The organism is Sphingomonas sp. (assembly GCF_017304635.1).
In the GTDB taxonomy this organism is placed as follows: Bacteria; Pseudomonadota; Alphaproteobacteria; order Sphingomonadales; family Sphingomonadaceae; genus Sphingomonas.
In genome coordinates this window covers 1,051,585-1,075,520 of the sequence record NZ_JAFKMA010000001.1, presented here as the reverse complement: position 1 = coordinate 1,075,520, position 23,936 = coordinate 1,051,585, and the positions used below count along the sequence as shown (strand labels likewise).

The following is a 23,936-nucleotide window of genomic DNA, read 5'->3' as shown; positions in this document are numbered from 1 at the left end:
CGTAGCTCACGCGATCACGAAGGGTCGCGGATCGCCAGGAATGCTACGACCGCGGCGATGGCGAGCGCGATCAGCGCCACCCAGTAACCGATCTGCCATTCGACCTGCACGCCGGTTGCGGCAAGCGACCCGAAGATGCCGCCGGCCTTTGCCGCCGCCGCATCGATCCGCGACTGGTTATACTGGTTCGATCCCGCCCAGATCAGCGCCATCGCCAGCACCGACAGGATCGCCACGACGACCGCGACGCTTCGGCGGAGAAACGACGCGATCAGCGCGGCGGCGGTCAAGGCGAGAGCGACCGTCATGTAATAATTGATCTGATCGCCGCTGCTCCGGACGGTGAGATCGCCGACTTGCGCCTGCGCATGCCCGCTCGCCAACTGCCAGCCGGTCGCCGACAGGAGATGCTGCCCGAACAGCGAGATCGACAGCCACGGCAGCACGAACGCCAGCAAGGCGACCACCAGCGGAATCTTCACATAGCGCCACATGGTCGTTTCCTCGGCTCGCCCCGTCGCGAAGGCTAGCCAGCGCGGCGGGGCATGTCCACCGCCGCCGCGCATCCTATCATGCGGCGATCAGGCGCTTTTCGCCGGCCAGCCGCATCATCACCTTCTGCAGTTTCTCGAACGCGCGCACCTCGATCTGGCGGACGCGCTCACGCGACACGCCATAGACCTGGCTCAGTTCCTCGAGCGTCTTGGGATCGTCGGTCAGGCGACGCTCGGTCAGGATATGCTTCTCGCGGTCGTTGAGGTCGTCCATCGCCTCCATCAACAGGCTGTGGCGGACGTCCGCCTCCTGCGTGTCGGCGACGACCTTGTCCTGCAACGGCGCATCGTCGACCAGCCAGTCCTGCCACTGGCCCTCGCCGTCCTCGCGCATCGAGACGTTGAGCGACGTGTCGCCGCCCATCGCCATGCGGCGGTTCATGCTGGTGACCTCGTCCTGGGTCACGCCCAGGTCCTTGGCGATCTTGGCGAGGTTCTCCGGAGAAAGGTCGCCGTCCTCGAACGCGTCGAGCTTCGACTTCATCCGGCGCAGGTTGAAGAACAGTTTCTTCTGCGCGGCGGTGGTGCCCATCTTCACCAGGCTCCACGAACGCAGGATGAATTCCTGGATCGACGCGCGGATCCACCACATCGCATAGGTCGCGAGGCGGAAGCCGCGATCGGCCTCGAACTTCTTCACGCCCTGCATCAGGCCGATATTGCCCTCGCTGATAAGCTCGCTGACGGGCAGGCCATAGCCGCGATAGCCCATCGCGATCTTGGCGACGAGGCGCAGGTGCGACGTCACCAGCTGGTGCGCGGCGTCGGTGTCGCCATGCTCCTCGAACCGTTTGGCGAGCATATATTCCTGCTCGGGCGTCAGGATCGGGAATTTCTTGATCTCGGCCAGGTAGCGGTTGAGGCTCGCCTCGCCGCCGAGGGCAGGTATCGTCGCCGGGACGTTGCTGCGGTTTGCCATGATCGTGTCTCCCTTAGTCCAGCCGGCATGCCCCAGAAGAGGCGACATGCCGCGCTGCAAAAAAATCAATGAGCGAGGTGTACGAAGAGTTCCTGCATGTCGGCAGGCATGTCGCTGTCGAACGACAAAGCGTGCTTGGATATCGGGTGGATGAACCCGAGCCGGGCGGCATGCAAGGCTTGACGGCGGAAATTCAGGGTTTCCAGAACCTTCCTGTGGGCCGGTTTTGTTCTACCATAAACGGGGTCGCCCAGCAAGGCGTGGCCGATCGATGCCATGTGCACGCGAACCTGATGCGTGCGCCCGGTCTCGAGCCGGCATTCGAGCAAGGCGGCGTCGGCGAGCGGTTCCAGCATCCGGTAATGTGTCACGGCGCGCTTGCCGGTCCTGACGATCGCGACCTTCTTGCGGTCGTGCGGGCTCCGCGCGAGCGGCGCATCGACGCTGCCCGTTGGCGGGATCGGGCGGCCGCCGACGATCGCCTTGTAGCGGCGGTCGATCGAGTGATCGGCGAACTGCTTCGCCAGCCCCTCATGCGCGCGGTCGGTCTTGGCCGCGACCATCAGTCCCGACGTGTCCTTGTCGATGCGATGGACGATGCCGGGCCGCGCCACCCCGCCGATCCCGCTCAGGGAACCGCCGCAATGGTGGAGCAGGGCATTGACCAAGGTCCCGTCGAGATTGCCCGCGGCCGGATGCACGACGAGGCCAGCGGGCTTGTCGATCACGATCAGATGTTCGTCCTCGAACGCGACGACGAGCGGGATGTCCTGCGCTTCGTTATGCGCCGGAGTCGGATCGGGCACCGCGACCGCGTAGGTCTCGCCCGCCACCGCCTTCCTGGCAGGGTCGCGCATCAGTGCGCCGTCGGGGCGTGAAACCTGCCCGCCGGCGATCAGCACCTTCAGCCGCTCGCGCGACAGGGTGGGCAGCGCGTCGGCCAGCGCGCGGTCCACGCGCCAGCCATCGGCGGTCGCCGCGATCTCTGCCTGCAAGATGGAAACCCCCGATCCCATTCAGGTCTGAAATGGGGTCGCGGCGTTGGATTTCAAGGTGGTGCACCCGGCAATCGCGGCTTGAACCTTGGTCGCGGCTTGGCCAGAAGGCGGGCAACAAAGGAACGCGCTCCATGTCCATTTCCCCGGTCGATTTCGCCAGCCTGTTGTGCTCGCGGCTGTGTCATGACCTGCTGTCGCCGGTCGGCGCGCTCAACAACGGGCTCGAGCTGCTGGCGGACGAGAACGATCCGGACATGCGCCAGCGCTGCCTCGACCTGCTCAACGAAAGCGCGCGAGCGTCGGCCAACAAGCTGAAATTCTTCCGCCTGGCGTTCGGCGCGGCCGGCGGCTTCGGCGAGACGGTCGACACGCGCGAGGCGAAGGCGGCGATCGAGGGGCTGTTCGGTGAGGGCGGCAAGGTGACGATCGGCTGGATGGTCGATGACGGCGCGCTGCCCAAGTCGGCGGTGAAGGTACTGCTCAACCTGTCGCTGATCGCCGCCGATGCGCTGGTTCGCGGCGGCCAGCTCGACATCGGCGCGGAACAGGCCGAGGGCCGCGTCGAGATCGTCGTCCGTGCCGAGGGATCGCGGCTGGTGCTCGACCAGGAACTGCGCACGACGCTGATGGGCCAGCTCGACGACGACGTGGTGACCCCGCGCGGCGCGGCCGCCTACCTCGTCCACTCGCTGGTGACCGAAGGCGGCGGCAGCATCCAGATCTCCCCGCCCGACGCGCCGGTGCTGCTGTTCGGCGCGACGATCCTGGTGGGTTAACGAACGCTTCCGTACTCCTGCGGAAGCAGGAGTCCAGGATTTCAGGCGGTATCGTTGGTGGCTCTGGGCTTCTGCTTGCGCAGGAGCACGGCAGGATTGGGTTCTCTGTAACCCCCCGGTAAAGCAGTATTTAACCAGTGCTGGTCCATGGATCGCCGCGCGCCAACGCCCCGGGGACCCATGGACGACCTGCTCCAGGAATTCATTGCCGAGACGCGCGAGACGCTCGAAGCGCTCGCGGGGGAAATCATCGCGTGGGAAGCCGATCCGGCCGATCGCGCGCGGTTGGACGCGATCTTCCGTTTCGTGCACACGGTGAAGGGCAGCTGCGGGTTCCTCGATCTGCCGCGGCTCGAACGGCTGAGCCATGCCGCTGAGGACGTGCTGTCAGCGGTCCGCTCGGGCGAGCGCGTGCCCGACCCGATGCTCGTCAATGCGGTGCTGGCGATCGTCGATCGCATCGGCGCGCTGGTCGAGGCGATCGATGCCGGGGCCGCGCTGGACGATGCCGGCGAGGACTTGCTGATCGCCGCGCTCGACGGCAGCGCCGATCCGGTCGAACTCGCGAGCCCCGTCGCGATCGTGGCGCCCGCCGGGCGCGGCGTCCAGCGCAGCGTCCGCCTGTCGACCGACCTGCTCGATCGCATGATGAGCGGCATGTCCGACATGGTGCTGGCGCGCAACGAACTGGCGCGGCGGATGCGCGACAGCGACGCCGACCCCGCGGTGGAGGCGGCGCTCGATCGCCTCTCGCTGACCGTCGCCGAACTGCGCGACACCGTCAGCCGCACGCGCATGCAGAAGGTCGATGCCCTGTTCTCGGCGCTGCCGCGGATCGTGCGCGATACCGCCGGCGAACTCGGCAAGGCGGTGCAGCTCAGCGTCGATGGCGCCGATGTCGAGCTCGACCGCGAGATGATCGAGGTGATGCGCGACCCGATGGTGCACATCATCCGCAACGCGATCGACCACGGCATCGAAAGTCCCGACGAACGCCGCGCCGCCGGCAAGCGCGAGAGCGGCCGGCTCGCCGTTTCCGCCCGGCAATCGGGCAACCAGATCATCATCGAGGTCGCCGACGACGGGCGCGGCATCGATACCGACCGGCTGGTCCGCAAGCTGACCGCCGCCGGCCAGACGCGGGGCCGCGACCTGGCCGCCCTGAGCGAGCGCGCCAAGCTCGACCTGATCTTCGAACCCGGCCTTTCGACCAAGACCGAGGTCACCGCGATTTCCGGCCGCGGCGTCGGGATGGACGTGGTCCGCGCGAACGTCGAGCAGATCGGCGGGCGGATCGAGCTCACCAACCATCCGGGTCGGGGCTTGCGCCTCCAAATCCACGTGCCGCTGACGCTGTCGATCATCCCGGCGATCGTGATCGGCGTCGGCGGCCAGCGCTTCGCCGTCACGCGTCAGGCGATCGAGGAGATCGTCCATGTCGGCGGGACCGGCGGCGACGGCTCGATCCGGCTCGATCGCATCGGCGACAGCATCGCGGTGACGGTGCGCGATCGCCGCATGCCGCTGGTCGATCTCGGCGCGCTGCTGGCGTTGAGCGTGGCCGATCCGGCGCGGGTCGACATGCTGGCGATCATCACCGCGAGCGGGGGCAGCTTCGCCGTCGCGGTCGATTCGGTGCTCGATCACGAGGAACTGGTCATCAAGCCGGCGGCGCCGGCCGTGATGGCGGCGGGCATCTATGCCGGGCAGACCCTGCCTGACAGCGGGTCGCCGATGCTGCTGCTCGATTGCGGCGGAATCGCCGAAGCCGCCGGAATCGCGTTCGAGACTGAGACGGCGCGTGACGTCGACGAGGCCGCCGCGAGCGCGATGCCGGTGGTCGACGCCCTGTTGTTCGCCGATCTCGACGGGCGCCGCCGCGCGATCCCGCTGGCGATCATCGATCGCGTCGAGACCGTGGCGCGCGATGCCGCGGCGCTGACCGGCGGGCGCTGGCGCCTGCTCGCGGACGGCCGCATCCTGCCGCTTGCGGCACTGGGCGACCTGCCCGGCGGCGCGGAATTCGCGGTGCTGCGGATCAAGGACGGCGCGGCCGAGGTCGCTTACGCGATCGCCGAGCCGCTCGACATCGTGGCGATGCCAGCCGACATCGCGCCCGTCGCGGCGCCGGGGCCGATCCTGGGCGTCATCACGCTGGACGACGATCAGGTCGAACTGATCGATCCGCAATGGCTGCTCGGGATCGAGGCGGCGGATGGCGCGACGAGCGCGGCGCCGCTCTGCCTGCTCGATTGCGCGGCGGATGCGTGGCTCGCGACGTTCCTGACTCCGGTGCTCGAAAGCGCGGGGTATCGTGTCGCGACGAGCGCGGCCGGCGAGCAGCCCGCGGTGATCCTGACAACGGCGGCGGAGGGCGGCGATGCCCGCGTCGTGCGGCTGAGCAACGATCGCACCGCGCGCGGATCCGTCTATCGATACGATCGCGCGGGGCTGCTCGCCGCGGTCGCCGAGCGAGTGGGGGCAGCGGCATGAACGAACGGCTTTTCCTGATCGCGACGATTGCCGGACGTGGCGTCGCGATCGATTCGGCGCAGGTCGAATCGGTGGTCGATATCGGCCGGGTGACGCCGACGCCGCGCGTGGCGCCGCACATTCGCGGGCTCGCCGCCCTGCGCAGCCGCGTGGTGACGGTGATCGACGCGCATGCCGCGCTCGGGCTGCGCGCGGCGGGGATCGTCGGCGACCGCGCGGTCATCACGGTGATCGACGGGCATCACTATGCCGTGTTGGTCGATGCGCTGGAGGATGTCGCGCCGTTCGCGGTCGCGCCGCTGACCCCGGGGATCGCGCTCGACAACGGCTGGCGCAGCGCCGGTTGCGGCGAAGTGGAACGCGACGGCGAGCCGATCCTGGCGATCGACCTCGCCGCGCTGGTCGCCGGACCGGGTGTCGGTGCCGCCACGATGACGGTCAATTAACGGTTTCGCGTTAACACGCGGGGATCGCCCGAAAACGGGTCGGGTAAAGGGGTTGTTGGGTGATGAAGACGTGTCTGGTAGTCGATGACTCGAAGGTGATCCGCAAGGTCGCCCGCCACATCCTCGAAACGCTCGATTTCGACGTCCGCGAGGCCGCTGACGGCCGCGAAGCGCTCGACGCCTGCATCGCCAGCACGCCCGACGTCATCCTGCTCGACTGGAACATGCCGGTCATGAGCGGCATGGATTTCCTGCGCGCGCTACGCGAGACCGCGCTCGCCAGCCGGCCCAAGGTGGTGTTCTGCACGACCGAGAACGGCATGGCCTATATCCGTGCCGCGATCGAGGCGGGCGCCGACGAGTATGTCATGAAGCCGTTCGACCGCGAGGCGCTGGAATCGAAGCTGCAAATCGTCGGCATGGCCTGAGCCGGACTCGGTCCGCGCCGTCATGGCCAGCAAGGCGCCTTCCCCGGATCCCGACCAACCACGCTCGGTCCTGATCGTCGATGATTCGGCGGTCGCGCGCGCGGTGATGGCGCGCGCGATCGACAGTGGCGACCGCTGCGTCGTCGCCGGCGCCGTATCCGATGCGAACGCGGCGCTGGCGTTTCTGGCGCGCCACCGCGTCGACGTCATCCTGCTCGATATCGAGATGCCCGGCGTCGACGGGCTGACCGCGCTGCCCGACCTGATCGCGGCGGGGCAGGGAGCCCGCGTCCTGATCGTCTCGTCCAGCGCGGCGGACGGCGGTGCGGCGACCGTGCAGGCGCTGGCGCTGGGGGCGGCCGATACCTTGGTCAAGCCGACCGTCGGCGCATTCGCCGGGCGGTTCGCGGACTTGCTCAATGAGCGCCTCAACCGGCTGGTCGCCGCCGAGGAGGTGCCGCTGCCGCCGACACCGACGACGGTGGTGGTGCCGGGGGACGATTTCGATGTGGTCGCGATCGGTGCCTCGACCGGCGGCATCCACGCGCTCAGCCAGTTGCTCCGCGCGCTGCCCGCCGAGTTCCGTTTGCCGATGCTCATCACCCAGCACCTGCCCGAATCGTTCATGCCGTATTTCGCCGCGCAGGTCGCGGTGCTAGCCGGGCGGCCCTGCGAAGTCGCCGAAGATCATTCGCGAATCCGTCCCGGCCGTATCCTTGTCGCGCCCGGCCGCGCGCACATGCGGATCGTCTCGATGGGCGACGGCGCCGCGATCCGGCTGTCGACCGCGCCGGCGGCGAGCGGATGCTTGCCGTCGGTCGATCCGATGCTCGAGTCGCTGGCCGATGTGTACGGCGCGCGCGGGCTCGCGGTGGTGCTGAGCGGCATGGGTCGCGACGGCGCGATCGGTGCCGCGGCGCTGGCGGCGGCGGGCGGCAGCGTCGTCGTGCAGGATCGCGCGTCGTCGGTGATCTGGGGCATGCCGGGCGCCGCGGTCCAGTCCTGTCCCGGCGCAGCGATCCTGCCCCCCGACAGGATAGGCGCGCTGATGGCGGGCCGGCGCCGGCCGTCATGCTGAACGCCTTGCCGCCCGGCGCGATTGAACGCCTGCTGAACGTGCTGGAGGCGCGCACCGGGCAACAGGTCGGCAGCAGCCGCGCCTGGCGGATCGAGACCGCGCTCCAGGTCGTTGCGCGCGACACCGGCCACCGCGACCTGGACGCGCTGGCCGACGCCGTCCATCGCGCACCCGACAGTGCGATCGCCGACCGGGTGATCGACGAACTGCTCAACCAGGAAAGCTCGTTCTTCCGTGACGCCGCGGTGTTCGACCTCGTCGCCGAAGCGGTCCGCACGGTCTCCGCCGAACGCCGCCCGCGCATCTGGTCGGCGGGCTGTTCGACCGGGCAGGAGCCGCTCAGCCTGGCCATGATGTTCGCGGAAGGCGAGGGCCCGGTACCGGAGATCGTCGCCACCGACGTGTCCGATGCGGCACTCCGCCGTGCCCGCGCCGGCCGCTACAGCCAGTTCGAGATCCAGCGTGGCCTGCCGGTGCGGCGGATGGTGCGCTGGTTCGATCAGGTCGACAATGATTGGGTCGCGCATCCGGAACTGGTGCGAAATATCGCGTTCCGCCGCATGAACCTGGTCGGCGATCCGCTGCCGATCGGGCGGTTCGACGTCATCCTGTGCCGCAACGTGCTGTTCTACTTCGCGCCGGAGTTGCGCCGCGCGGTGCTGGAACGGCTGGCGCAAGTGTTGCGGCCCGATGGCGTGCTGGTGCTGGGCGCGGGCGAGACCGTGATCGGCTATAGCGAGGCGTTCCGCCCGAGCAGCCGCTATCGCGGCCTGTACGAGCCCAACTGGAGCGCCGCTGCGGCGGCCTGATTGCTTCAGGTTTACTTTCGCCGCAGTTCGCCGCAATCCTCGGCCTCGTGAGCATCGTCGAGACCCCGTCGCCCAATTTCAACGAGCGGCAGCTGCCGGTCACGATGATCGTGCTGCATTATACGGGCATGGAAAGCGCCGCGGCGGCGATCGCGCGGCTGACCGATCCGGTGGCCCAAGTGTCCGCGCATTACCTGATCGATGAGGACGGCGCCGTCCACGCGCTCGTGCCGGAGGACCAGCGCGCCTGGCACGCCGGAGCGTCGCACTGGCGGGGGATCACCGACGTCAACTCGGCCTCGATCGGGATCGAACTGGTCAATCCGGGGCACGAATACGGCTATCGCGACTTTCCGGACGCGCAGATCGACGCGCTGGTCCCGCTGATGCAGGCGATCAAGGACCGCCACGGCATCACCCGGGGCAACATCGTCGGCCATTCGGATATCGCGCCGACCCGCAAGCAGGACCCGGGCGAGCGCTTTCCCTGGGGGAAGCTCGCGCGGCTCCGGCTGGCGATGCCGCGACCGACGCGCAATCTGATGGACCCGTTGTGGAGCGACGCCGGCTTCTTGCTTGCGCTCGAACGGTTCGGCTACGACGTCACCGACCGGCTCGCCGCCGTCGTCGCCTTCCAGCGCCGCTTCCGCCCCGAACTGATCGACGGCGAGATCGACGGCGAATGCCGTAGCCTGCTGCTGGCGCTGCTGTTGCCAAAGCCGCAGGGGGATGAGTGAATGGACCCGCTGCTGTTGATCCCGATTCTATTCGTGATTGGCGTGGGTACTGCGTCAGCGACCTTTCCATGGAGCAGCTTTCGATTGGGCCGAGGCCGGGCGTGGGCGGCTGCACCGATTGTGCCGCCGTTGGTCGCCCTTGGGTTGGGATGGCTTTTTCGCGTGCGGCCGGGCGATCTGCATCCCGCGTCGATCGTCGTTTTCTTTTTGTGTTCTCTGCTGTTGATTAGTGCAGCGATGATCGTGGTCATGCCGCTCCTCATGAAAGACCGTCGCATTTTTGGAGCATCGATCGCGATTGCGATGCTTGGCCTGACGATGGGCGCGACCTTCGTTGCGGCAATGCAGGTGACGGGCAATTGGATCTAGCTGTCAATATTGGACAATTGAGCAGACGGCTATACAAGGTGACGGCCAGAGGATCGGGCGGCCGCGGGTGCGCAAGCACGCGAGGAAAGTCCGGGCTCCGCGAAACGACGGTGGCGGGTAACGCCCGCCGGGCCAGAAAGCGATTTTTGGCCCAGGGAAAGTGCCACAGAGAGTAGACCGCCAACGTCTTCGGACACGGTAAGGCTGAAAGGGTGCGGTAAGAGCGCACCGCGGGGCCGGTAACGGTCGCGGCACGGCAAACCCCACCGGGAGCAAGACCGAATAGGGGCGGCGCATGGGCTTCGTTTCAGCTCGTCGCCCGGGTTGGTTGCTGGAGGCGGCGTGCGAGCGTCGTCCTAGAGGAATGGTCGCCCATCCCCCGGATGATGGTCCGGGGGAGGACAGAACCCGGCTTATAGATCCTGTGGCGCTCGTGCGCCGGGATTAGCGAAAGCTAATCCCGGTCGCGCGGCAGCGCCGCGCCGGTTCCCACGCGCACCATGCTCCCGCGAAGGCGGGAGCCCAGAGCCACGGGCCGCATCGCTCGCGACCATGGATTCCTGCCTTCGCAGGAATACGATCCTCGAAATTGCCGCGACTACCTTCCCACGGGTGGCAAATCCCCGCCTTGCCGCCTAGATGCCCCCGGATGGCGCGCGCGACCCGTTCGGACAATTGGGGCTTTCCCCGCTGGGGCGGATACGGTTCGTCGCGCGAAGCGGCGCGGGTGCGTATCTGCGACCGCCACGGCTGCGAGGAAAAGGGCGACTGTCCCGCGCCGAAATCGCCCAACAGCCCGGACCGCTGGTATTTCTGCCAGGAGCATGCCGCCGAATACAATCGCGGCTGGAATTATTTCGAGGGCTTGACCGCCGAGGAAGCCGCCGCGCGTGAGGCGGACGAGACGCGTACCGCCAACGGCTATGCCCAGTCGAAGCACAATGCGTGGGCCGGCCCCGGCGACGGTAGCCGCTCGCGCGACGAGATGCGCGCGCTCGAACTGTTCGAGCTCGACCCCGATGCGAGCTTCGACGAAGTCCGCAGCGCGTGGCGCAAGCTCGCCAAGGAATGCCACCCTGACGTGCGCCCCGGCGACGCCGACGCCGCCAAACGGTTCCAGGCGATCCAAGCTGCCTACGACGTGCTGCGCGTCGCCGAGGAAGAGCGGACGTGGAAGCCGACCGCGTAACGCCGATCGGCGGACTGGGACGCGGCGTCGCCAGTCGGTGGAACGGCGCGGTGCTGGTGTGCGGCAAATGCTCGAAAAAGCTCGACGGCGGGTTCGGGCCGAAACGGCGCTGGTCGCTCGCCAAGGCGCTGCGCAAGGCATTCGGGCTCAAGAAGGGCCGCAAGGCGCCGTTCGGGGTGATCGAGACGCGATGCCTCGGCATTTGCCCGCGCAACGCCGTGACGCTGATCGACACCGCGCATCCCGATATGTGGCGCGTCGTGCCGGTGGGTGCGGATATCGCGGCGCTCGGCCGCGACCTCGGGCTCGGCGCGAGCGATCAGCCGCCGCGGCGAGCGATCAACGACAAATAGTTCTGCAGCACGGTCTCGTTGACCGGCTCCCATTCGTACTGCTCGGCGGCGGCGTGCCCGGCCAGCCCGGCCCGGCGGCGGAGTTCGTCGTTCTGCGCCAGCCGGGCGATCGCGTCGGCATAGGCGTCGACGTCGCGCGGCGGCACCAGGAAGCCGGTCACGCCGTCGCTGACCAGGTCGACCGCGCCGGTCGCGCGCGCGGCGACCACCGGTACGCCGGCCGCCATCGCTTCCGCGGTTACGTTGCCGAACGTCTCGGTCACGCTGGGGTTGAAGAACACGTCCATCGACGCGACCGCGCGGCCGAGCGCGTCACCCGACTGGAAGCCGGTGAAGACCGCCTGTGGCACGCGGTCGGCGAACCAGTCGCGCGCGGGTCCTTCGCCGATCACCATCACACGGTGCTTGACGCCACGCTCGCTCAATCGCGTCACCACGTCGGCGAAGATGTCGAGGCCCTTTTCCAGCACCAGCCGGCCGAGAAAGCCGATCGCCACTTCGTCGTCGCCGATGCCGAGCGACCGGCGCCAGTCCAGGCTGCGCTGGCGCGGATGGAAACGCTGATGATCGACCCCGCGCGACCAGATGTCGATCGGCGCGGTGACGCCCCATTGCCGCAGCAATTCCTCGGACGACGGTGCCGGCACCACCACTTGCTCGGTCCGGTTGTAGAACCGGGCGAACAGGCGCGTCAGCGGCTTTTCCAGGAAACCGAGATGATAATAGGCCGGATAGGTTTCCAGGCGCGTGTGGAAGGAGGCGAACGCCGCGACGTCGTTGCGGCGCGCCCATTTCAGCGCGCCGTGGCAGAGAAATTCGGGCGCGGACAGATGCACGATATTGGGCGCGAACCCCTCCAGATCCTTGCGCGTCTTTCTCGGCAGGCCGATGGCGAACTTGTATTCCTCGCGCCCACCCGGGACCGGCAGGCCGGGGACGCTGACCAGATCGCCGACCGGTGGGAAAGCCGGCGTGTTCGTCGTCGGCGAATAGACCCGGACGGTGACCCCGCGCGACAACAGATGCCCGACCAGCTTGTTGAGCGCCTGGTTCGCCCCGTCGCGGACGTAATTGTAGTTGCCCGAAAACAGCGCGACGCGAAGATCCCCGGGTTGCATGGTCACGCGCCATAGCGGGCCGCGTCGCGCTTGCCTATCGCATCGTTACGCGCGCGGGATCAGGGCGCGATCTCGACGCCGTCCCACGCGAACAGCTTGCCGCTATCGGCCGGGCGGAGGCCGTCGATCACGTCGAGCAATTGTACCGCCGCGCGATCGGGCGCGAATAGCTGGCCGGGCGCGACATTGCCCTGGAACGGGCGCGACAGCGGCGTGTCGACCGTACCGGGGTGTAGCCCGACGACGATCCCGCGTTCGTTGCGGCGGCGATCCTCGATCGCGATCGTGCGGATGAGCTGGTTGAGCGCCGCCTTCGCCGCGCGATAGCCATACCACCCGCCCAGCCGGTTGTCGGTGATGCTGCCGACCCGCGCCGACAAAGCAGCGAACACGGTGCGTTCGCCGCGCGGCATCAGCGGCAGGAAATGCTTGGCGACGATCGCCGGCCCGATCGCGTTCACCGCGAACGTGCGGGCAAGCCAGGCCGGGTCGAGGTCGCGCAACGCTTTTTCCGGACCGTTCCCCGCGTCGTCATGCAGCAGGCCGGTCGCGACGATCACCAGCGTCGGCGGCGGGCCGCCTGCGACATGCGCGACCGCACTCGCGATACTCGATTCGTCGTCGAGGTCGAGGTGCGCCGCCCCGCTTGCCGAGCGCGCGAAACGGTGGACGGTCGCGAAGGTATCCTCCTCCGCGATCACCTCCGCCAGCGCCGCACCGATCGCGCCGCCGGCACCGATCACCACCGCCGATCGTTGCTTGTCCACCATGCCCCGCGCCATAGCGAGCGCGTCCCGCATCCGAAAGGAGCCCATCGATGACCGACCTCTCGACATTTCCCATCACCCGCAAATGGCCCGCGCAGCATCCCGACCGGCTGCAATATTACGGCCTGCCGACACCCAACGGCGTCAAGGTGTCGATCATGCTCGAGGAAACCGGGTTGCCGTACGAAGCGCACAAGGTCGATTTCGCGAAGGACGAGCAGAAGTCGCCCGAATTCCTGAGCCTCAACCCCAACGGCAAGATCCCGGCGATCCTCGACCCCGACGGACCGGGCGGCCAGCCGCTGGCGCTCTTCGAAAGCGGCGCGATCCTGCTCTATCTCGCCGACAAGACCGGGCGGTTCATTCCGTCAGATCCCGCCGGGCGGTGGCGTGCGATCCAGTGGCTGATGTTCCAGATGGGCGGCGTCGGCCCGATGTTCGGCCAGGTCGGCTTCTACGTGAAGTTCGCAGGCAAAGACTGGAACGAGCCGCAATCGCGCGACCGCTACGTTGCGGAGGCGAAGCGGCTGCTCGGCGTGATGGACCGGCAGCTCGACGGGCGGACGTGGTTTCTGGGCGACGACTTCAGCATCGCCGACATCTCGATGCTCGGCATGGTGCGCAACCTGACCGGCTTCTACGGCGCCGGCGACATCGTGGGATTCGATGCCTTCAAGAACGTCCAGGCTTGGTTGGAGCGTGGCTTGGCGCGGCCGGCGGTGCAGCGCGGACTTGCCGTCTGCGCCGAGTGAGGGCTCAGGCGTCCAGCCGCCGCTTCACGCCTGCCAGCGCGACGACGCGGCCGCCGTCCAGGATCGGCATCGCCATCAGGCGGACCCATTGTCGCGCGCAAGCGGGTGGGCCGATCTCGACGTCGAGGGTAAAGCCGCGACGATGCCTGATCGCATGCGCACGCAGGCGCTCCATCGCCGCCCGCGAGTCTTCCGCGTAACAGCGCAGGGCATAGTCGCGTGTCGGTGCCGTGCCGGGCGGCAGGCCGAACAGTGCCCGAACCGTCGCGTCCCAGATCAGCGTGTCGCTCGCCAGATCGCACTGCCACCGACCGCTGGCGTCAGGCAGACGACCCGGATCGAACGACATCCCCTGCGCCATCCCCCCGGCCGGAGCGTCGAGCGGCCAGCTATGGTGAAGCGGCAGGGGCTCGGTGGGTAGCATGTCGTCCGTATAACTCGGCGCGAGTTGCCGAAGCGTTGACGCGGCAGTGCTTGTTCCCGTCTCGTTCCGCTGATATTTGCGCGCTCATGGCCAAACCCCAGAAGCGCTATGTCTGCCAATCGTGCGGCTCGGTCAGCCATCGCTGGCAGGGGCAGTGCGTCGATTGTTCGGAATGGAATACGTTGGTCGAGGAGGCCGGCGCGGTGGTCACGCCGTTCCAGGCCAAGCACAACCTGCAGGGCGGGGGGCGCGCGATCTCGCTGGTCGGGCTGGATGCCGAGGTCGCGCTGCCGGCGCGGCTGGCGAGCGGGATTGCCGAGCTCGACCGCGCGCTGGGCGGCGGGTTCGTCGAGGGGTCGGCGACGCTGATCGGCGGCGATCCGGGGATCGGCAAGTCGACCCTGTTGCTCCAGGCGGCGGCGAGGATGGCGCTGGGCGGGCAGTCGGTCGCCTATGTCTCGGGCGAGGAAGCCGCCGATCAGGTGCGGTTGCGGGCGCGGCGGCTGGGGCTGGGCGAGGCGCCGGTGCAGCTGGCGGCGGCGACCAGCGTGCGCGATATCCTGACGACGCTGGGTCAGGGGCGACCGCCCGCGCTGCTGGTGATCGATTCGATCCAGACGATGCATTCCGACCTGATCGAGGGAGCGCCCGGCACGGTCAGCCAGGTTCGCGCGTCGGCGCAGGAATTGATCCGCTTCGCCAAGGAGCGCGGCACCGCGCTGGTGCTGGTCGGCCACGTCACCAAGGACGGCACGATCGCCGGTCCGCGCGTGCTGGAGCATATGGTCGACACCGTGCTGAGCTTCGAGGGCGAACGCAGCCACCAATATCGCATCCTGCGCGCGATCAAGAACCGCTTCGGCGGCACCGACGAGATCGGCGTGTTCGCGATGGAGACGGCGGGGCTGAGCGAAGTCGCCAACCCCTCGGCGCTGTTCCTGACGCATCGCGAGGAGGGCGTGACCGGCACGACGGTGTTCCCGGCGCTGGAGGGAACGCGGCCGGTGCTGGTCGAGGTGCAGGCGCTGGTCGTGCGGCTGGCGTCGGGCGCGACCCCGCGGCGGGCGGTGGTCGGCTGGGACAGCGGGCGGCTGGCGATGATCCTGGCGGTGCTGGAGGCGCGGTGCGGGCTCAGCTTCTCGACCTGCGAAGTCTATCTCAACATCGCCGGCGGCTATCGCGTGCAGGATCCGGCCGCCGATCTGGCGGTGGCGGCGGCTTTGATCTCGGCGCTCAGCGAGCGGCCGGTGCCGGCGGATGCCGTCGCGTTCGGCGAGATCGCGTTGTCGGGCGAAGTGCGCCCGGTCGCCCACGCGGCGTTGCGGCTGAAGGAAGCGGCGAAATTGGGGTTCGAGCGCGCGCTGGGTCCCGCGGGCCTGACCGGCGACGGCATGCGGGTCAGCGGCTTCCGTACGCTCGGCAGCCTCGTTGACCACATGCTGGGGCGCGGCTAGCTCCTCCAATCGATGAATCTGCACACGCTCGACATCCTCGTCCTGCTCGGCGTCGCGGCGGCGGCGGTGCTAGGGGCGTGGCGTGGCTTCGTCCACGAGGTGCTGGCGCTGTTCGCCTGGGTGCTGGTGGTGTTCGCGCTCAAGCTGCTCCACGCGCCGCTGACGCAGGCGCTGGCCGGCATGGTCGCGACGCCGACCGGGGCGGCGGTGCTGGCGTTCGCGCTGATCGCCGGGGCGGCGTGGTTCGGCGGGCGGCTGTTCGCCCGCGCGATGGGGCGCCGGACGAAGGCGTCGATCCTGGGGCCGCTCGACCGCGCGATGGGGTTTGGGTTCGGCGCGCTCAAGGGCCTGATCCTCGCGAGCCTCGCCTTCCTGCTGCTGGTGCTGGTGACCGATACGGCAGGCGGCGGCCCGCGCCAGCGCCCGGCGTGGCTGACGCATGCGCGGACCTATCCGCTGCTTAATTCGACCAGCGCCTATGTCGCCGACGTGATCGGCAAGCGCCGGGCCGGCCGGTCGATGTTCGGTAGTGACAATGCGAGCTATGCGACGAGCAACGAGACCGCCGCGACCGCTGCAGACGCGGAGCCGACGCCCAAACCTACCCGTTCTCCTACGAAATCAGAAGCGCAGAGCCGGAAGCGTCACGCCGAGTAACCCTGGGCTCCCGCGTTCGCAGGAGCACGGCGGTATGGGAGGGGGTCGCGCTTTGCCGTCTCCTGCCCTACATGCCGCAGCGATGAACGCGCCGCTCTACAACACCGACATCCTGCGGCTGGCGGCGACGATCCCCCATCACGAGCGATTGACCGAGGCGATGGCGACCAGCGAGAAGCGCTCGCCGATCTGCGGCAGCCGGGTGACGGTCGATGTCGCGATGGCGGATGGCCGCATCGATGCGCTCGGCATGTTGGTCCGCGCCTGTGCGCTCGGCCAGGCATCCTCGTCGCTGTTCGCCGCGCATGCGGTGGGGCGCACCCCGGCGGAACTGGCGGCGGCGCGTGACTCGCTGACCGCGTGGCTGGCCGGGGAGGGCGCGATGCCCGACTGGCCGGGGATCGACGTGTTCACGCCCGCCCTCGCCGTCACCGCCCGCCACCCCTCGATCCGCCTGGCGTTCGAGGCGGGAGCGGAGGCCGCCGCCGCCGCATCGACTCGAGCCGCCGCCTGATGGGCGAATCGATGCTTCGCGACGGCGTCGTCATGCTCGGCGCCGGGCTCGTCTTCGTGCTCCTGTTCCGTCGCCTCGGGCTGGGGGCCACGCTGGGCTATCTCGTCGCCGGCGCGGTGATCGGGCCGCAGGCACTGCACCTGATCGGTGACGCCGAGGGCAAGATCGGTGTCGCCGAGCTCGGCATCACCCTCCTGTTGTTCATCGTCGGGCTCGAACTCAATCCCTCGCGCCTGTGGAAGATGAAGCAGGACATCTTCGCGCTCGGCGCGCTCCAAGTGATGGCGTGCGGCGCGGCGATCTCGGCGATCCTGCACGTCGCGGTGGGTTTTTCGTGGCAGGCGGCGGTGGTGCTCGGCTTCCCGCTCGCGCTGTCGTCGACCGCGCAGGTGCTGCCGATGCTGCAATCGGCCGGGCGACTACGCACCCCGTTCGGCGAGCGCGCGTTCGCGATCCTGCTGTTCCAGGACCTGTCGATCGTCCCGCTCATCACGCTCGTCACGATCCTGTCGCGCAATGCGGCGGACAAGCAGGGGCCGTCGGGGTTCCTGCTGTTCGCCTATACGGTCGCGGCGGTGGTCGGGCTGGTGCTGGCGGGACGCTATCTGCTGCGCCCGCTGTTCCGCGTGATCGGCAATCTCGGCGAGCGCGAGATGTTCATCTTCGCCGCATTGTTCACCGTGATCGCGGCGGCGGCGTTGATGGAATATCTCCATCTGTCGACCGCGCTGGGCGCGTTCGTCGCCGGCGTGATGCTGGCCGATTCGCCCTATCGCCACGAGCTGGAGGCCGATGTCGAGCCGTTCCGCTCGATCCTGCTCGGGCTGTTCTTCCTGGCGGTCGGCATGATGCTCGACCTCCACGTCATCGCCGAGCGGCCGGTGTTCGTGATCGGCATGGCGGCGACCTTGATCGCGGTGAAGGCGGCGGTCGTCATGGTGATCGGCCTCGCGTTCCGGATGAATTGGCGCGCCGCGCTCGCGCTAGGGCTGTTGCTCAGTCAGGGCGGCGAGTTCGGGTTCGTCATCTTCGCCCAGGCGCGGGGCGCCTACCTGATCGACCCGGCGGCGGTCAGCCTGTTCTCCGCGATCGTCACGCTGTCGATGGCGACGACGCCGTTCCTGATGATGGCGACCGCGCGCATCCGCCGCGCACCCGAAGTGACCGGCGAGCGCGAGGGGCCGCGCGCCGACGGCGCCAACGCTCTCATCATCGGCTATGGCCGGTTCGGACAGACGGTCGCGCAGCTGCTGATCGCGGCCGGCGTGCCGGTGACGCTGATCGACACCGATATCGAGATGATCGACATTGCCGGCGAATTCGGCGCGAAGGTCTATTACGGCGACGGCACCCGGCTCGACCTGCTCCGCCAGGCCGGCGCGCATGAGGCCGAGCTCATCCTCTTCTGCATCGATGGCGACCAGCTGGACGGTGATCTGATCGAGGGCGTGCACGAGGCGTTCCCGGCGGCCGCGATCTTTGCGCGGACCTATGATCGTCGCGCGCTCATCAAGCTCAAGGGCTCGCCGGTATCGGGCGTGGTCCGCGAAGTCATGGAGTCGGCGGTCAAGATGGGTCGCATGGCGCTCGAGGCGATCGACGTCGACCACGAACAGATCGACCGCGCCGAGGATATGTATCGCGCCCGCGACAAGGAACGCCTGCGCGCGCAATACGAAGCCGGCGATCTGCGCGCCGCCCGCGAGCGCATCATCACCGCCGACGAACGCGAAGCGCTGGGCGCCGCGACCAGCCGCGACACGGCCACTGACGTCGGACGGGGACAGGAGCCGTGAAGAACCGGCGATTCCGTGAGCGGCTCGGCTTTGCACTGGCCGGGTGGCGAGCCGGCTGGCGGCGCGAACGCAGCTTTCGCGCCCAGACGCTGACCGGCATCGGAGCGCTGGTCGCGCTGCTCATATTGCGGCCGGCACCGGCTTGGTGGGCGAACGTCGCGATCCTGGTGGCGCTGGTGCTCGCGCTCGAACTGCTGAACAGCGCGATCGAAGCCGTGATCGACCTGCTGCATCCCGGCCTGCACGACGAGATCAAGGCGGCGAAGGACATGGTCGCCGGTGCCGTACTCGCAATCAGCGCAGCGGCGGTGGTGACGGCTGGCGCGCTGATGGTCGATCGCGGGCCGGCCGTGCTACGCGAATGGGGTGCCGTCCGATGAATGTTCTGGCGATTCTGGCGGGGCTGTCCGGCGCACTGGCGGTCGCGGCGGGGGCGTTCGGGGCGCATGGCGCGAGCGGGCAGGCGGCGGAGTGGCTGAAGACCGGCGGGCAGTATCAACTCGTGCATGCCGTCGCCGCGCTGATCGCGCTCCGGATGGAGACGCGCGGGCCGGCCTGGCTGTTCGTCGCCGGCGGCGCGATCTTCGCGATCACGCTCTACGCGATGGCGCTCGGCGCGCCACGCTGGCTGGGCGCGGTGACGCCGATCGGCGGTGCGATGCTGATCGCGGGGTGGTTGTGGCTGGCGTGGAGCGTGCGGGGCTAGCGATCGTCGAGAAAGCTCGCGACGTCCGTCAGATCCACCGAATGATCGACGAAGGTCTGGCCGATGCCGCGGGCGAGGAGGAAGGGCAGGGTGCCGGCATCCATCTTCTTGTCATGGCGCATATGGTCGACCAGGGTCGTGCCGCTAGCAGTGATGCCCGCGGCGGCGAAGCTGTCGGGCAGGCCGACCGCGCGGAGGTGGGCGGCGACGCGCTCCGCGTCCCGGCCTAGGCAGAGAACGCGTCGAGCCGAATAGGCGAAGGCGAGCGCCATGCCGGCGGCGACCGCTTCGCCGTGGAGCAGCTTGTCCGAGAAACCCGCCTCCGCCTCCAGTGCGTGGCCGAAGGTATGGCCGAGGTTAAGGAGGGCGCGGCGGCCGCTGGTCTCGCGCTCGTCCTCGCCGACGATCCGCGCCTTGGCGGCGACCGAATGGGCGATGGCGTATTCGCGCGCTTCGGCATCGCCCGCCAGCAGTGCCGCGCCGTTCGCCTCGCACCATTCAAAAAAGGCGACATCGTCGATCAGCCCGTATTTGACGACCTCGGCATAACCGGCGCGCAATTCGCGCGGCGGCAGCGTGTCGAGCACCTGCGGGTCGATCAGCACCAGATTGGGCTGGTGGAACGCGCCGACCAGATTCTTGCCGGCGGGCGTGTTGATCGCGGTCTTGCCGCCGACCGAACTGTCGACCTGCGCGAGCAACGTCGTCGGCACCTGCACGAACCCGCAGCCGCGCTTGAGGATCGACGCGGCGAACCCGACCAGGTCGCCGATCACGCCGCCGCCCAGCGCGACGACGCAATCGCCGCGCTCCACCCCGTGCGCGAGCAGGCGGTCGGTGAGCGACGCGAGATGCTCCCAACTCTTGGTCGATTCGCCCGACGGCAGCACGATCGCCTCGCTGGCGATCCCCGCGGCGCCGAGCGCGCCCTGCAACCGTTCCAGATGCGGCGTCACGTTGGCGTCCGCGACGATCGCCATCGACCGCCCGCGCGCCAGCGGACCGAGATGGGTCGCGGCATCCGCCAGCAACTCGCGTTCGATCAGGATCGGATAGGACCGCTCACCGAGCGACACGTCGATACGTTTCAAAGTCCGATGGCTTTCAGAATGGCGGAGACCGCGGTTTCGTGGGGTGCCTGGTCGCTGGCGATACGGATCGGCGCCTGGGCGTAGAGCGGATTGCGCTTGGCGGCGAGGTCGCTGAGCACCGCGTGCGGGTCGCGCCCGCGCAGCAGCGGCCGGGTGTCCCGCCGCCGCACGCGCTCGGCCAGCACCCTGGGCGAGGCATCGAGCCAGACCGCGATCGCCTGCGCCAGGATCAGCGCGCGCGTCTCGTCGTTGACGAACGCGCCGCCGCCGGTCGCGATGACCTTGGGCGTGCCATCGACCAGCCGCGCGATCACCCGCCGTTCACCGTCGCGGAAATACGGCTCGCCGAATTTCTCGAAGATCTCGCTGACGCTCATGCCGGCGGCCGTCTCGATCTCGGTATCGGCATCGACGAACGGCAGCTTGAGCCGCGCCGCCAGCCGGCGGCCGACCGTGGACTTGCCCACGCCCATCAACCCGACCAGCACGATCGGCTTGCCCGTCCAGGCACGCGGAGAGAGGGCGCTTTGCAACATGACGAAGGCGCTATACAGCGCACCCGGCGCTTGCGCACAAGCGATGAGCGCATGGTCTGAAAAGACCCTGATTTGGTAGAGGTTTGGTGCATGTCGCGGATGGTCGTTGTCGCAGGGGTGGTCGTGGTGGTGCTGATCGGGGCGTTGTTCCTGCTGTCGTCGCGCGCGCACGAAAAGCCGCAGACCCGCGTCGAGCAGCCGGTGTCGCTTGCGAATCTTCAGGGCTGATCGCGCGGGCATAGCGCTGGCGGTCGCGCTCGGCGGCGGCGGACTGATCGCGGGCTGGCCGGCGCTGGGCCAGCAGAAGCCCGAATCGATCCTGCCGCCCGGGTTCGACCAGCCGACCAGCGCGCCGACGCCGAGCCGCCCGCGTGCGACGCCCAGCCGACCCGTACCGGTGGCGACCGCGAGCGCCACGCCCGCGAGTCCGGCGACCGTGCCCGGCACGCCGCTCGCTGCCACGTCGACGCCGCTGCCCAGTGCGACGCCGTCGCCGGTCGCGACCGATCCGCTGACCGGACTGCCGATCGGCCAGCCGGCGGCGGGGCCGGTGCATTACGTGCTGCCCGCCGGGTCGCGCCGCTCGCTCGACCTGATCGGCATCGTGCCGCCCGATCGGATGATGAACCCGGCCGCGTTCGGCAGCGCGGATGGCCGCTATATCGCCGGATTGATGCAGGCGACGCGCGCGCCGGTCGCCTCGCGTTGGGTGTCGATCGCGCTGCGGCGGATGCTCGCGCAGCCGCTCGCGACGCCGCGCAACGTGGGCGGCGCCGATTTCGCCGCGGAGCGTGCATGGCTGTTGCTGCGGATGGGCGAATCGGATCTGGCGCGCGCGATCGTGCAGGCGGTCGATCCCGACAATTACTCGCCGCGGCTGTACGATGTGGCGATGCAGGCGGCGCTGGCGACCGGCGATATCGGCGCGATGTGCCCGCTGGCGACGACCGCCGTCACCGTGACCGACGATCCCAGCTGGGTGCTGGCACGCGCGATGTGCGCGGGGCTTGGCTCGTCGCCGACCACCGCGCCGCCGCTGATGAACCAGGCGAAACGAATCGCGGGCGGGGTCGACCTGTTGCTCGCGCAGAAGATCGCCGGGCGCGCGAGCAACCGCCAGGACATCACGATCGAGTGGCAAAGCGTGCCGAGCCTGACGATGTGGCGCTACGGCCTGGCGACGGCGCTGGGCGAGACGATCCCCGACGAGCTGTTTGCGGGGCTGGGGCCGCAGGTCGCGTACTGGCGCGCGCTGTCGCCGCGGCTGACCCCGGTCGCACGCGCGCCGTTCGCGGAACTGGCGGCGGCGCAGGGCGTGCTGTCGAACGCGGCTTTGGTCGATCTGTACGGTGCGGTCGATGCCGGCGACGAGACCGGCGTCACCGCCAACGCCGTCGCAAACGACGTGCGCAACGCCTATGTCGCGAATTCGCGCGATGGCCGGCTCGACGCGCTGCGGACATTGTGGAAGGGTGCCGATGCCGGCGAGGCGGCGCATTACGGCCGCTACGTCCTGACCGCGCGCGCCGCATCGCGCATCCCGCTGGCCGACAAGACCGACGACAGCGACACGCTGATCGCCGCGATGCTGAGCGCCGGGTTCGACGGCCGCGCGGCGGAATGGCGTGGAAGCGTCGGGCGCGGGAGCCTGGGCTGGGCGCTGATCGCGCTGTCCGATCCGGAGAGCCAGCAACGCTACTCGAGCAGCGATGTCGGCGCGTTCGGCAGCGATGCGCGCAAGCAACGGATGTTCGCGGCGGGGTTGGCCGGGCTCGGCCGGCTCGATGCGTCCGTCGCGCAGAGCTATGGCGTCGATGTCGCGGGAGAGAATGCCTGGACCAAAGCGATCGACCGCGCCGCCGCCGAAGGGCGCCCGGGCGAAGTGTTGATCCTGTGCGCGACCGGCATGCAGACCAACGACTGGCGCGCGGTACCCGCGCAGGGGCTGTTCCATATCGTCAACGCGCTCCGCGTCGTCGGGTTGGGCGCGATGGCGCGAATGGTGGCGACCGAGGCGGTGACGCGCGCTTGAGCGCCGCCGGCGGCCTCGACGACACTGCGCTGATCGAGCGCTTTCTGGAGATGCTGACCGCGACCGCCGGAGCCGCCGGCAACACGGTGGCGGCTTATGCTAGCGACTTGCGGCTGGCGTCGGCGGCGCTGGGCGGGCGGCTGGCGGCAGCGGATGCGGCCGCTCTGACGCGGCTCGGCGGGGAGTGGGCCACACTGTCGCGCGCCACCGTCGCGCGCAAGTCGGCGGCGCTGCGGCGCTTCTTCGCTTTCCTGGCGGACGAGGGGCATCGGGCCGACGATCCCGGTGTAGCATTGCCGCGACCCGGCGCGCAGCGCGGCCTGCCCAAGGTGCTGAGCCATGCCGATGTCGATCGCCTGTTCGCCGCCATCGCTGAGCGGCTGGCGCACGTACCGCCCAACCCCAACGACCTCCGCATCGCGGCGTTGATCGAACTGCTCTACGGCTCCGGACTGCGCGCGACCGAGCTCGTCTCGCTCCCGCGCAACGCGATCCAGGTCGATCGGCCGTACCTGATCCTGTGCGGCAAGGGCGGGCGGGAGCGGTTGGTGCCGATCTCCGACCGTGCCCGCGCGGCGGTAGCGGTGTGGCGCACGCACGTCGCGAGCGATCGTGCGTGGCTGTTCCCTTCGGGCCGCAAGCATCTGTCGCGGGTGCGGCTTTATCAGCTCGTCAAGGCGCTGGCGGCGAAGGCCGGCATCCCGCCGGATCGCGTCAGCCCACACGTGCTGCGCCACGCTTTCGCCACGCATCTGTTGGAGGGCGGCGCCGACCTGCGCGCATTGCAAGCGATGCTGGGCCATGCCGACATCGCCACCACCGAGATCTACACCCATGTCGATGCCAAACGGCTGGTCGAGCTGGTCAACACCCGCCACCCGCTCGTTGACGAGGTAAAGCGGCGGGCTTAGGCGCGTTGGATCGCGGCACCAGCCCGCTA

27 protein-coding genes and 1 other RNA gene are annotated in these 23,936 nt (G+C 69.0%); 20 read left to right on the top strand and 8 right to left on the bottom strand.

The genetic code is table 11. From position 1 onward, the window contains the following. Positions 1–14: 14 nt before the first annotated feature. The 3 genes from J0I47_RS05450 to J0I47_RS05440 form a co-directional block, all read right to left on the bottom strand. A complete protein-coding gene (locus J0I47_RS05450) occupies positions 15–494 on the bottom strand; it encodes a hypothetical protein (RefSeq protein WP_294045434.1) in 480 nt (159 codons plus the stop codon). A 76-nt stretch (positions 495–570) separates the two neighbouring features. Further along, positions 571–1,473 (bottom strand): RNA polymerase sigma factor RpoH, encoded by a 903-nt coding sequence (gene rpoH / locus J0I47_RS05445; RefSeq protein WP_294045433.1) that lies wholly within the window; start codon positions 1,471–1,473, stop codon positions 571–573. Positions 1,474–1,538: 65 nt separating this feature from the next. After that, positions 1,539–2,489, bottom strand: coding sequence for an RluA family pseudouridine synthase (locus J0I47_RS05440; protein WP_294045431.1), 951 nt, complete (start codon positions 2,487–2,489; stop codon positions 1,539–1,541). Positions 2,490–2,602: 113 nt separating this feature from the next. On the opposite strand from J0I47_RS05440, the gene J0I47_RS05435 reads away from it, so the two are divergent. From J0I47_RS05435 to J0I47_RS05385, 11 genes are all read left to right on the top strand, one after another. Further along, complete coding sequence (locus tag J0I47_RS05435) at positions 2,603–3,247, top strand: histidine phosphotransferase family protein (RefSeq protein WP_294045430.1); 645 nt, start codon at positions 2,603–2,605, stop codon at positions 3,245–3,247. Positions 3,248–3,427: 180 nt separating this feature from the next. After that, positions 3,428–5,740, top strand: coding sequence for an ATP-binding protein (locus tag J0I47_RS05430; RefSeq protein ID WP_294045428.1), 2,313 nt, complete (start codon positions 3,428–3,430; stop codon positions 5,738–5,740). Continuing rightward, a complete protein-coding gene (locus J0I47_RS05425; protein WP_294045427.1) occupies positions 5,737–6,186 on the top strand; it encodes a chemotaxis protein CheW in 450 nt (149 codons plus the stop codon). Before J0I47_RS05430 ends, J0I47_RS05425 begins: the two co-directional genes overlap by 4 nt. Positions 6,187–6,248: 62 nt before the next feature. Further along, complete coding sequence (locus tag J0I47_RS05420) at positions 6,249–6,614, top strand: response regulator (protein WP_294045426.1); 366 nt, start codon at positions 6,249–6,251, stop codon at positions 6,612–6,614. A 22-nt stretch (positions 6,615–6,636) separates the two neighbouring features. Further along, complete coding sequence (locus tag J0I47_RS05415) at positions 6,637–7,692, top strand: chemotaxis protein CheB (protein WP_294045425.1); 1,056 nt, start codon at positions 6,637–6,639, stop codon at positions 7,690–7,692. Then, positions 7,686–8,501: a CheR family methyltransferase gene (locus J0I47_RS05410; RefSeq protein WP_294045423.1), complete on the top strand. Its 816-nt coding sequence runs from the start codon at positions 7,686–7,688 to the stop codon at positions 8,499–8,501. The genes J0I47_RS05415 and J0I47_RS05410 overlap by 7 nt, the downstream gene beginning before the upstream one ends. Before the next feature lie 47 nt (positions 8,502–8,548). After that, positions 8,549–9,238 (top strand): N-acetylmuramoyl-L-alanine amidase, encoded by a 690-nt coding sequence (locus J0I47_RS05405; protein WP_294045421.1) that lies wholly within the window; start codon positions 8,549–8,551, stop codon positions 9,236–9,238. After that, complete coding sequence (locus J0I47_RS05400; protein WP_294045420.1) at positions 9,239–9,607, top strand: hypothetical protein; 369 nt, start codon at positions 9,239–9,241, stop codon at positions 9,605–9,607. A 45-nt stretch (positions 9,608–9,652) separates the two neighbouring features. After that, positions 9,653–10,039: RNase P RNA component class A (gene rnpB, locus J0I47_RS05395), an RNA gene on the top strand. Positions 10,040–10,256: 217 nt separating this feature from the next. Further along, on the top strand, positions 10,257–10,796 hold the full coding sequence (locus J0I47_RS05390) for a J domain-containing protein (protein ID WP_294045419.1): 540 nt from the start codon (positions 10,257–10,259) through the stop codon (positions 10,794–10,796). Positions 10,797–10,810: 14 nt separating this feature from the next. Further along, positions 10,811–11,149, top strand: coding sequence for a (2Fe-2S) ferredoxin domain-containing protein (locus J0I47_RS05385; protein ID WP_294045880.1), 339 nt, complete (start codon positions 10,811–10,813; stop codon positions 11,147–11,149). Here J0I47_RS05385 and J0I47_RS05380 read toward each other — a convergent pair. After that, positions 11,116–12,267, bottom strand: coding sequence for a glycosyltransferase family 1 protein (locus tag J0I47_RS05380; protein ID WP_294045417.1), 1,152 nt, complete (start codon positions 12,265–12,267; stop codon positions 11,116–11,118). The genes J0I47_RS05385 and J0I47_RS05380 overlap by 34 nt on opposite strands. Before the next feature lie 59 nt (positions 12,268–12,326). Next, positions 12,327–13,037: an SDR family NAD(P)-dependent oxidoreductase gene (locus J0I47_RS05375; protein WP_294045416.1), complete on the bottom strand. Its 711-nt coding sequence runs from the start codon at positions 13,035–13,037 to the stop codon at positions 12,327–12,329. 47 nt (positions 13,038–13,084) lie between these two features. On the opposite strand from J0I47_RS05375, the gene J0I47_RS05370 reads away from it, so the two are divergent. Continuing rightward, positions 13,085–13,786 carry a glutathione S-transferase C-terminal domain-containing protein gene (locus J0I47_RS05370; protein ID WP_294045415.1) on the top strand — a complete coding sequence of 234 codons (702 nt, stop codon included), beginning with the start codon at positions 13,085–13,087 and terminating at the stop codon, positions 13,784–13,786. A gap of 4 nt (positions 13,787–13,790) precedes the next feature. Here the strand turns inward: J0I47_RS05370 and J0I47_RS05365 are convergent, their stop codons facing one another. Beyond that, the gene (locus J0I47_RS05365) at positions 13,791–14,210 is read right to left on the bottom strand and encodes a diguanylate cyclase (protein WP_294045414.1); all 420 of its coding nucleotides are present in this window, start codon (positions 14,208–14,210) and stop codon (positions 13,791–13,793) included. Positions 14,211–14,296: 86 nt separating this feature from the next. On the opposite strand from J0I47_RS05365, the gene radA reads away from it, so the two are divergent. From radA to J0I47_RS05335, 6 genes are all read left to right on the top strand, one after another. Beyond that, positions 14,297–15,664, top strand: a complete 1,368-nt coding sequence (gene radA / locus J0I47_RS05360) for a DNA repair protein RadA (RefSeq protein WP_294045413.1) — start codon at positions 14,297–14,299, stop codon at positions 15,662–15,664. A 12-nt stretch (positions 15,665–15,676) separates the two neighbouring features. Further along, positions 15,677–16,321 (top strand): CvpA family protein, encoded by a 645-nt coding sequence (locus tag J0I47_RS05355; protein ID WP_294045411.1) that lies wholly within the window; start codon positions 15,677–15,679, stop codon positions 16,319–16,321. An 82-nt stretch (positions 16,322–16,403) separates the two neighbouring features. Beyond that, on the top strand, positions 16,404–16,835 hold the full coding sequence (locus J0I47_RS05350; protein WP_294045409.1) for an iron-sulfur cluster assembly scaffold protein: 432 nt from the start codon (positions 16,404–16,406) through the stop codon (positions 16,833–16,835). Next, a complete protein-coding gene (locus tag J0I47_RS05345; RefSeq protein ID WP_294045407.1) occupies positions 16,835–18,631 on the top strand; it encodes a monovalent cation:proton antiporter-2 (CPA2) family protein in 1,797 nt (598 codons plus the stop codon). Before J0I47_RS05350 ends, J0I47_RS05345 begins: the two co-directional genes overlap by 1 nt. Next, a complete protein-coding gene (locus J0I47_RS05340; RefSeq protein WP_294045406.1) occupies positions 18,628–19,011 on the top strand; it encodes a diacylglycerol kinase in 384 nt (127 codons plus the stop codon). The genes J0I47_RS05345 and J0I47_RS05340 overlap by 4 nt, the downstream gene beginning before the upstream one ends. Continuing rightward, entirely contained in the window at positions 19,008–19,337 is a 330-nt protein-coding gene (locus J0I47_RS05335; RefSeq protein WP_294045405.1) for a DUF423 domain-containing protein, read from the top strand. Before J0I47_RS05340 ends, J0I47_RS05335 begins: the two co-directional genes overlap by 4 nt. Here the strand turns inward: J0I47_RS05335 and aroB are convergent. After that, entirely contained in the window at positions 19,334–20,428 is a 1,095-nt protein-coding gene (aroB, locus tag J0I47_RS05330; RefSeq protein ID WP_294045403.1) for a 3-dehydroquinate synthase, read from the bottom strand. The genes J0I47_RS05335 and aroB overlap by 4 nt on opposite strands. Next, positions 20,425–20,964: a shikimate kinase gene (locus tag J0I47_RS05325; RefSeq protein WP_294045878.1), complete on the bottom strand. Its 540-nt coding sequence runs from the start codon at positions 20,962–20,964 to the stop codon at positions 20,425–20,427. The genes aroB and J0I47_RS05325 overlap by 4 nt, the downstream gene beginning before the upstream one ends. Positions 20,965–21,172: 208 nt before the next feature. Here J0I47_RS05325 and J0I47_RS05320 point away from each other — a divergent pair, with 208 nt between their 5' ends. Beyond that, positions 21,173–22,996 carry a hypothetical protein gene (locus J0I47_RS05320; RefSeq protein ID WP_294045402.1) on the top strand — a complete coding sequence of 608 codons (1,824 nt, stop codon included), beginning with the start codon at positions 21,173–21,175 and terminating at the stop codon, positions 22,994–22,996. Further along, positions 22,993–23,907, top strand: a complete 915-nt coding sequence (locus J0I47_RS05315; RefSeq protein WP_294045401.1) for a tyrosine-type recombinase/integrase — start codon at positions 22,993–22,995, stop codon at positions 23,905–23,907. The genes J0I47_RS05320 and J0I47_RS05315 overlap by 4 nt, the downstream gene beginning before the upstream one ends. Positions 23,908–23,936 lie beyond the last annotated feature (29 nt).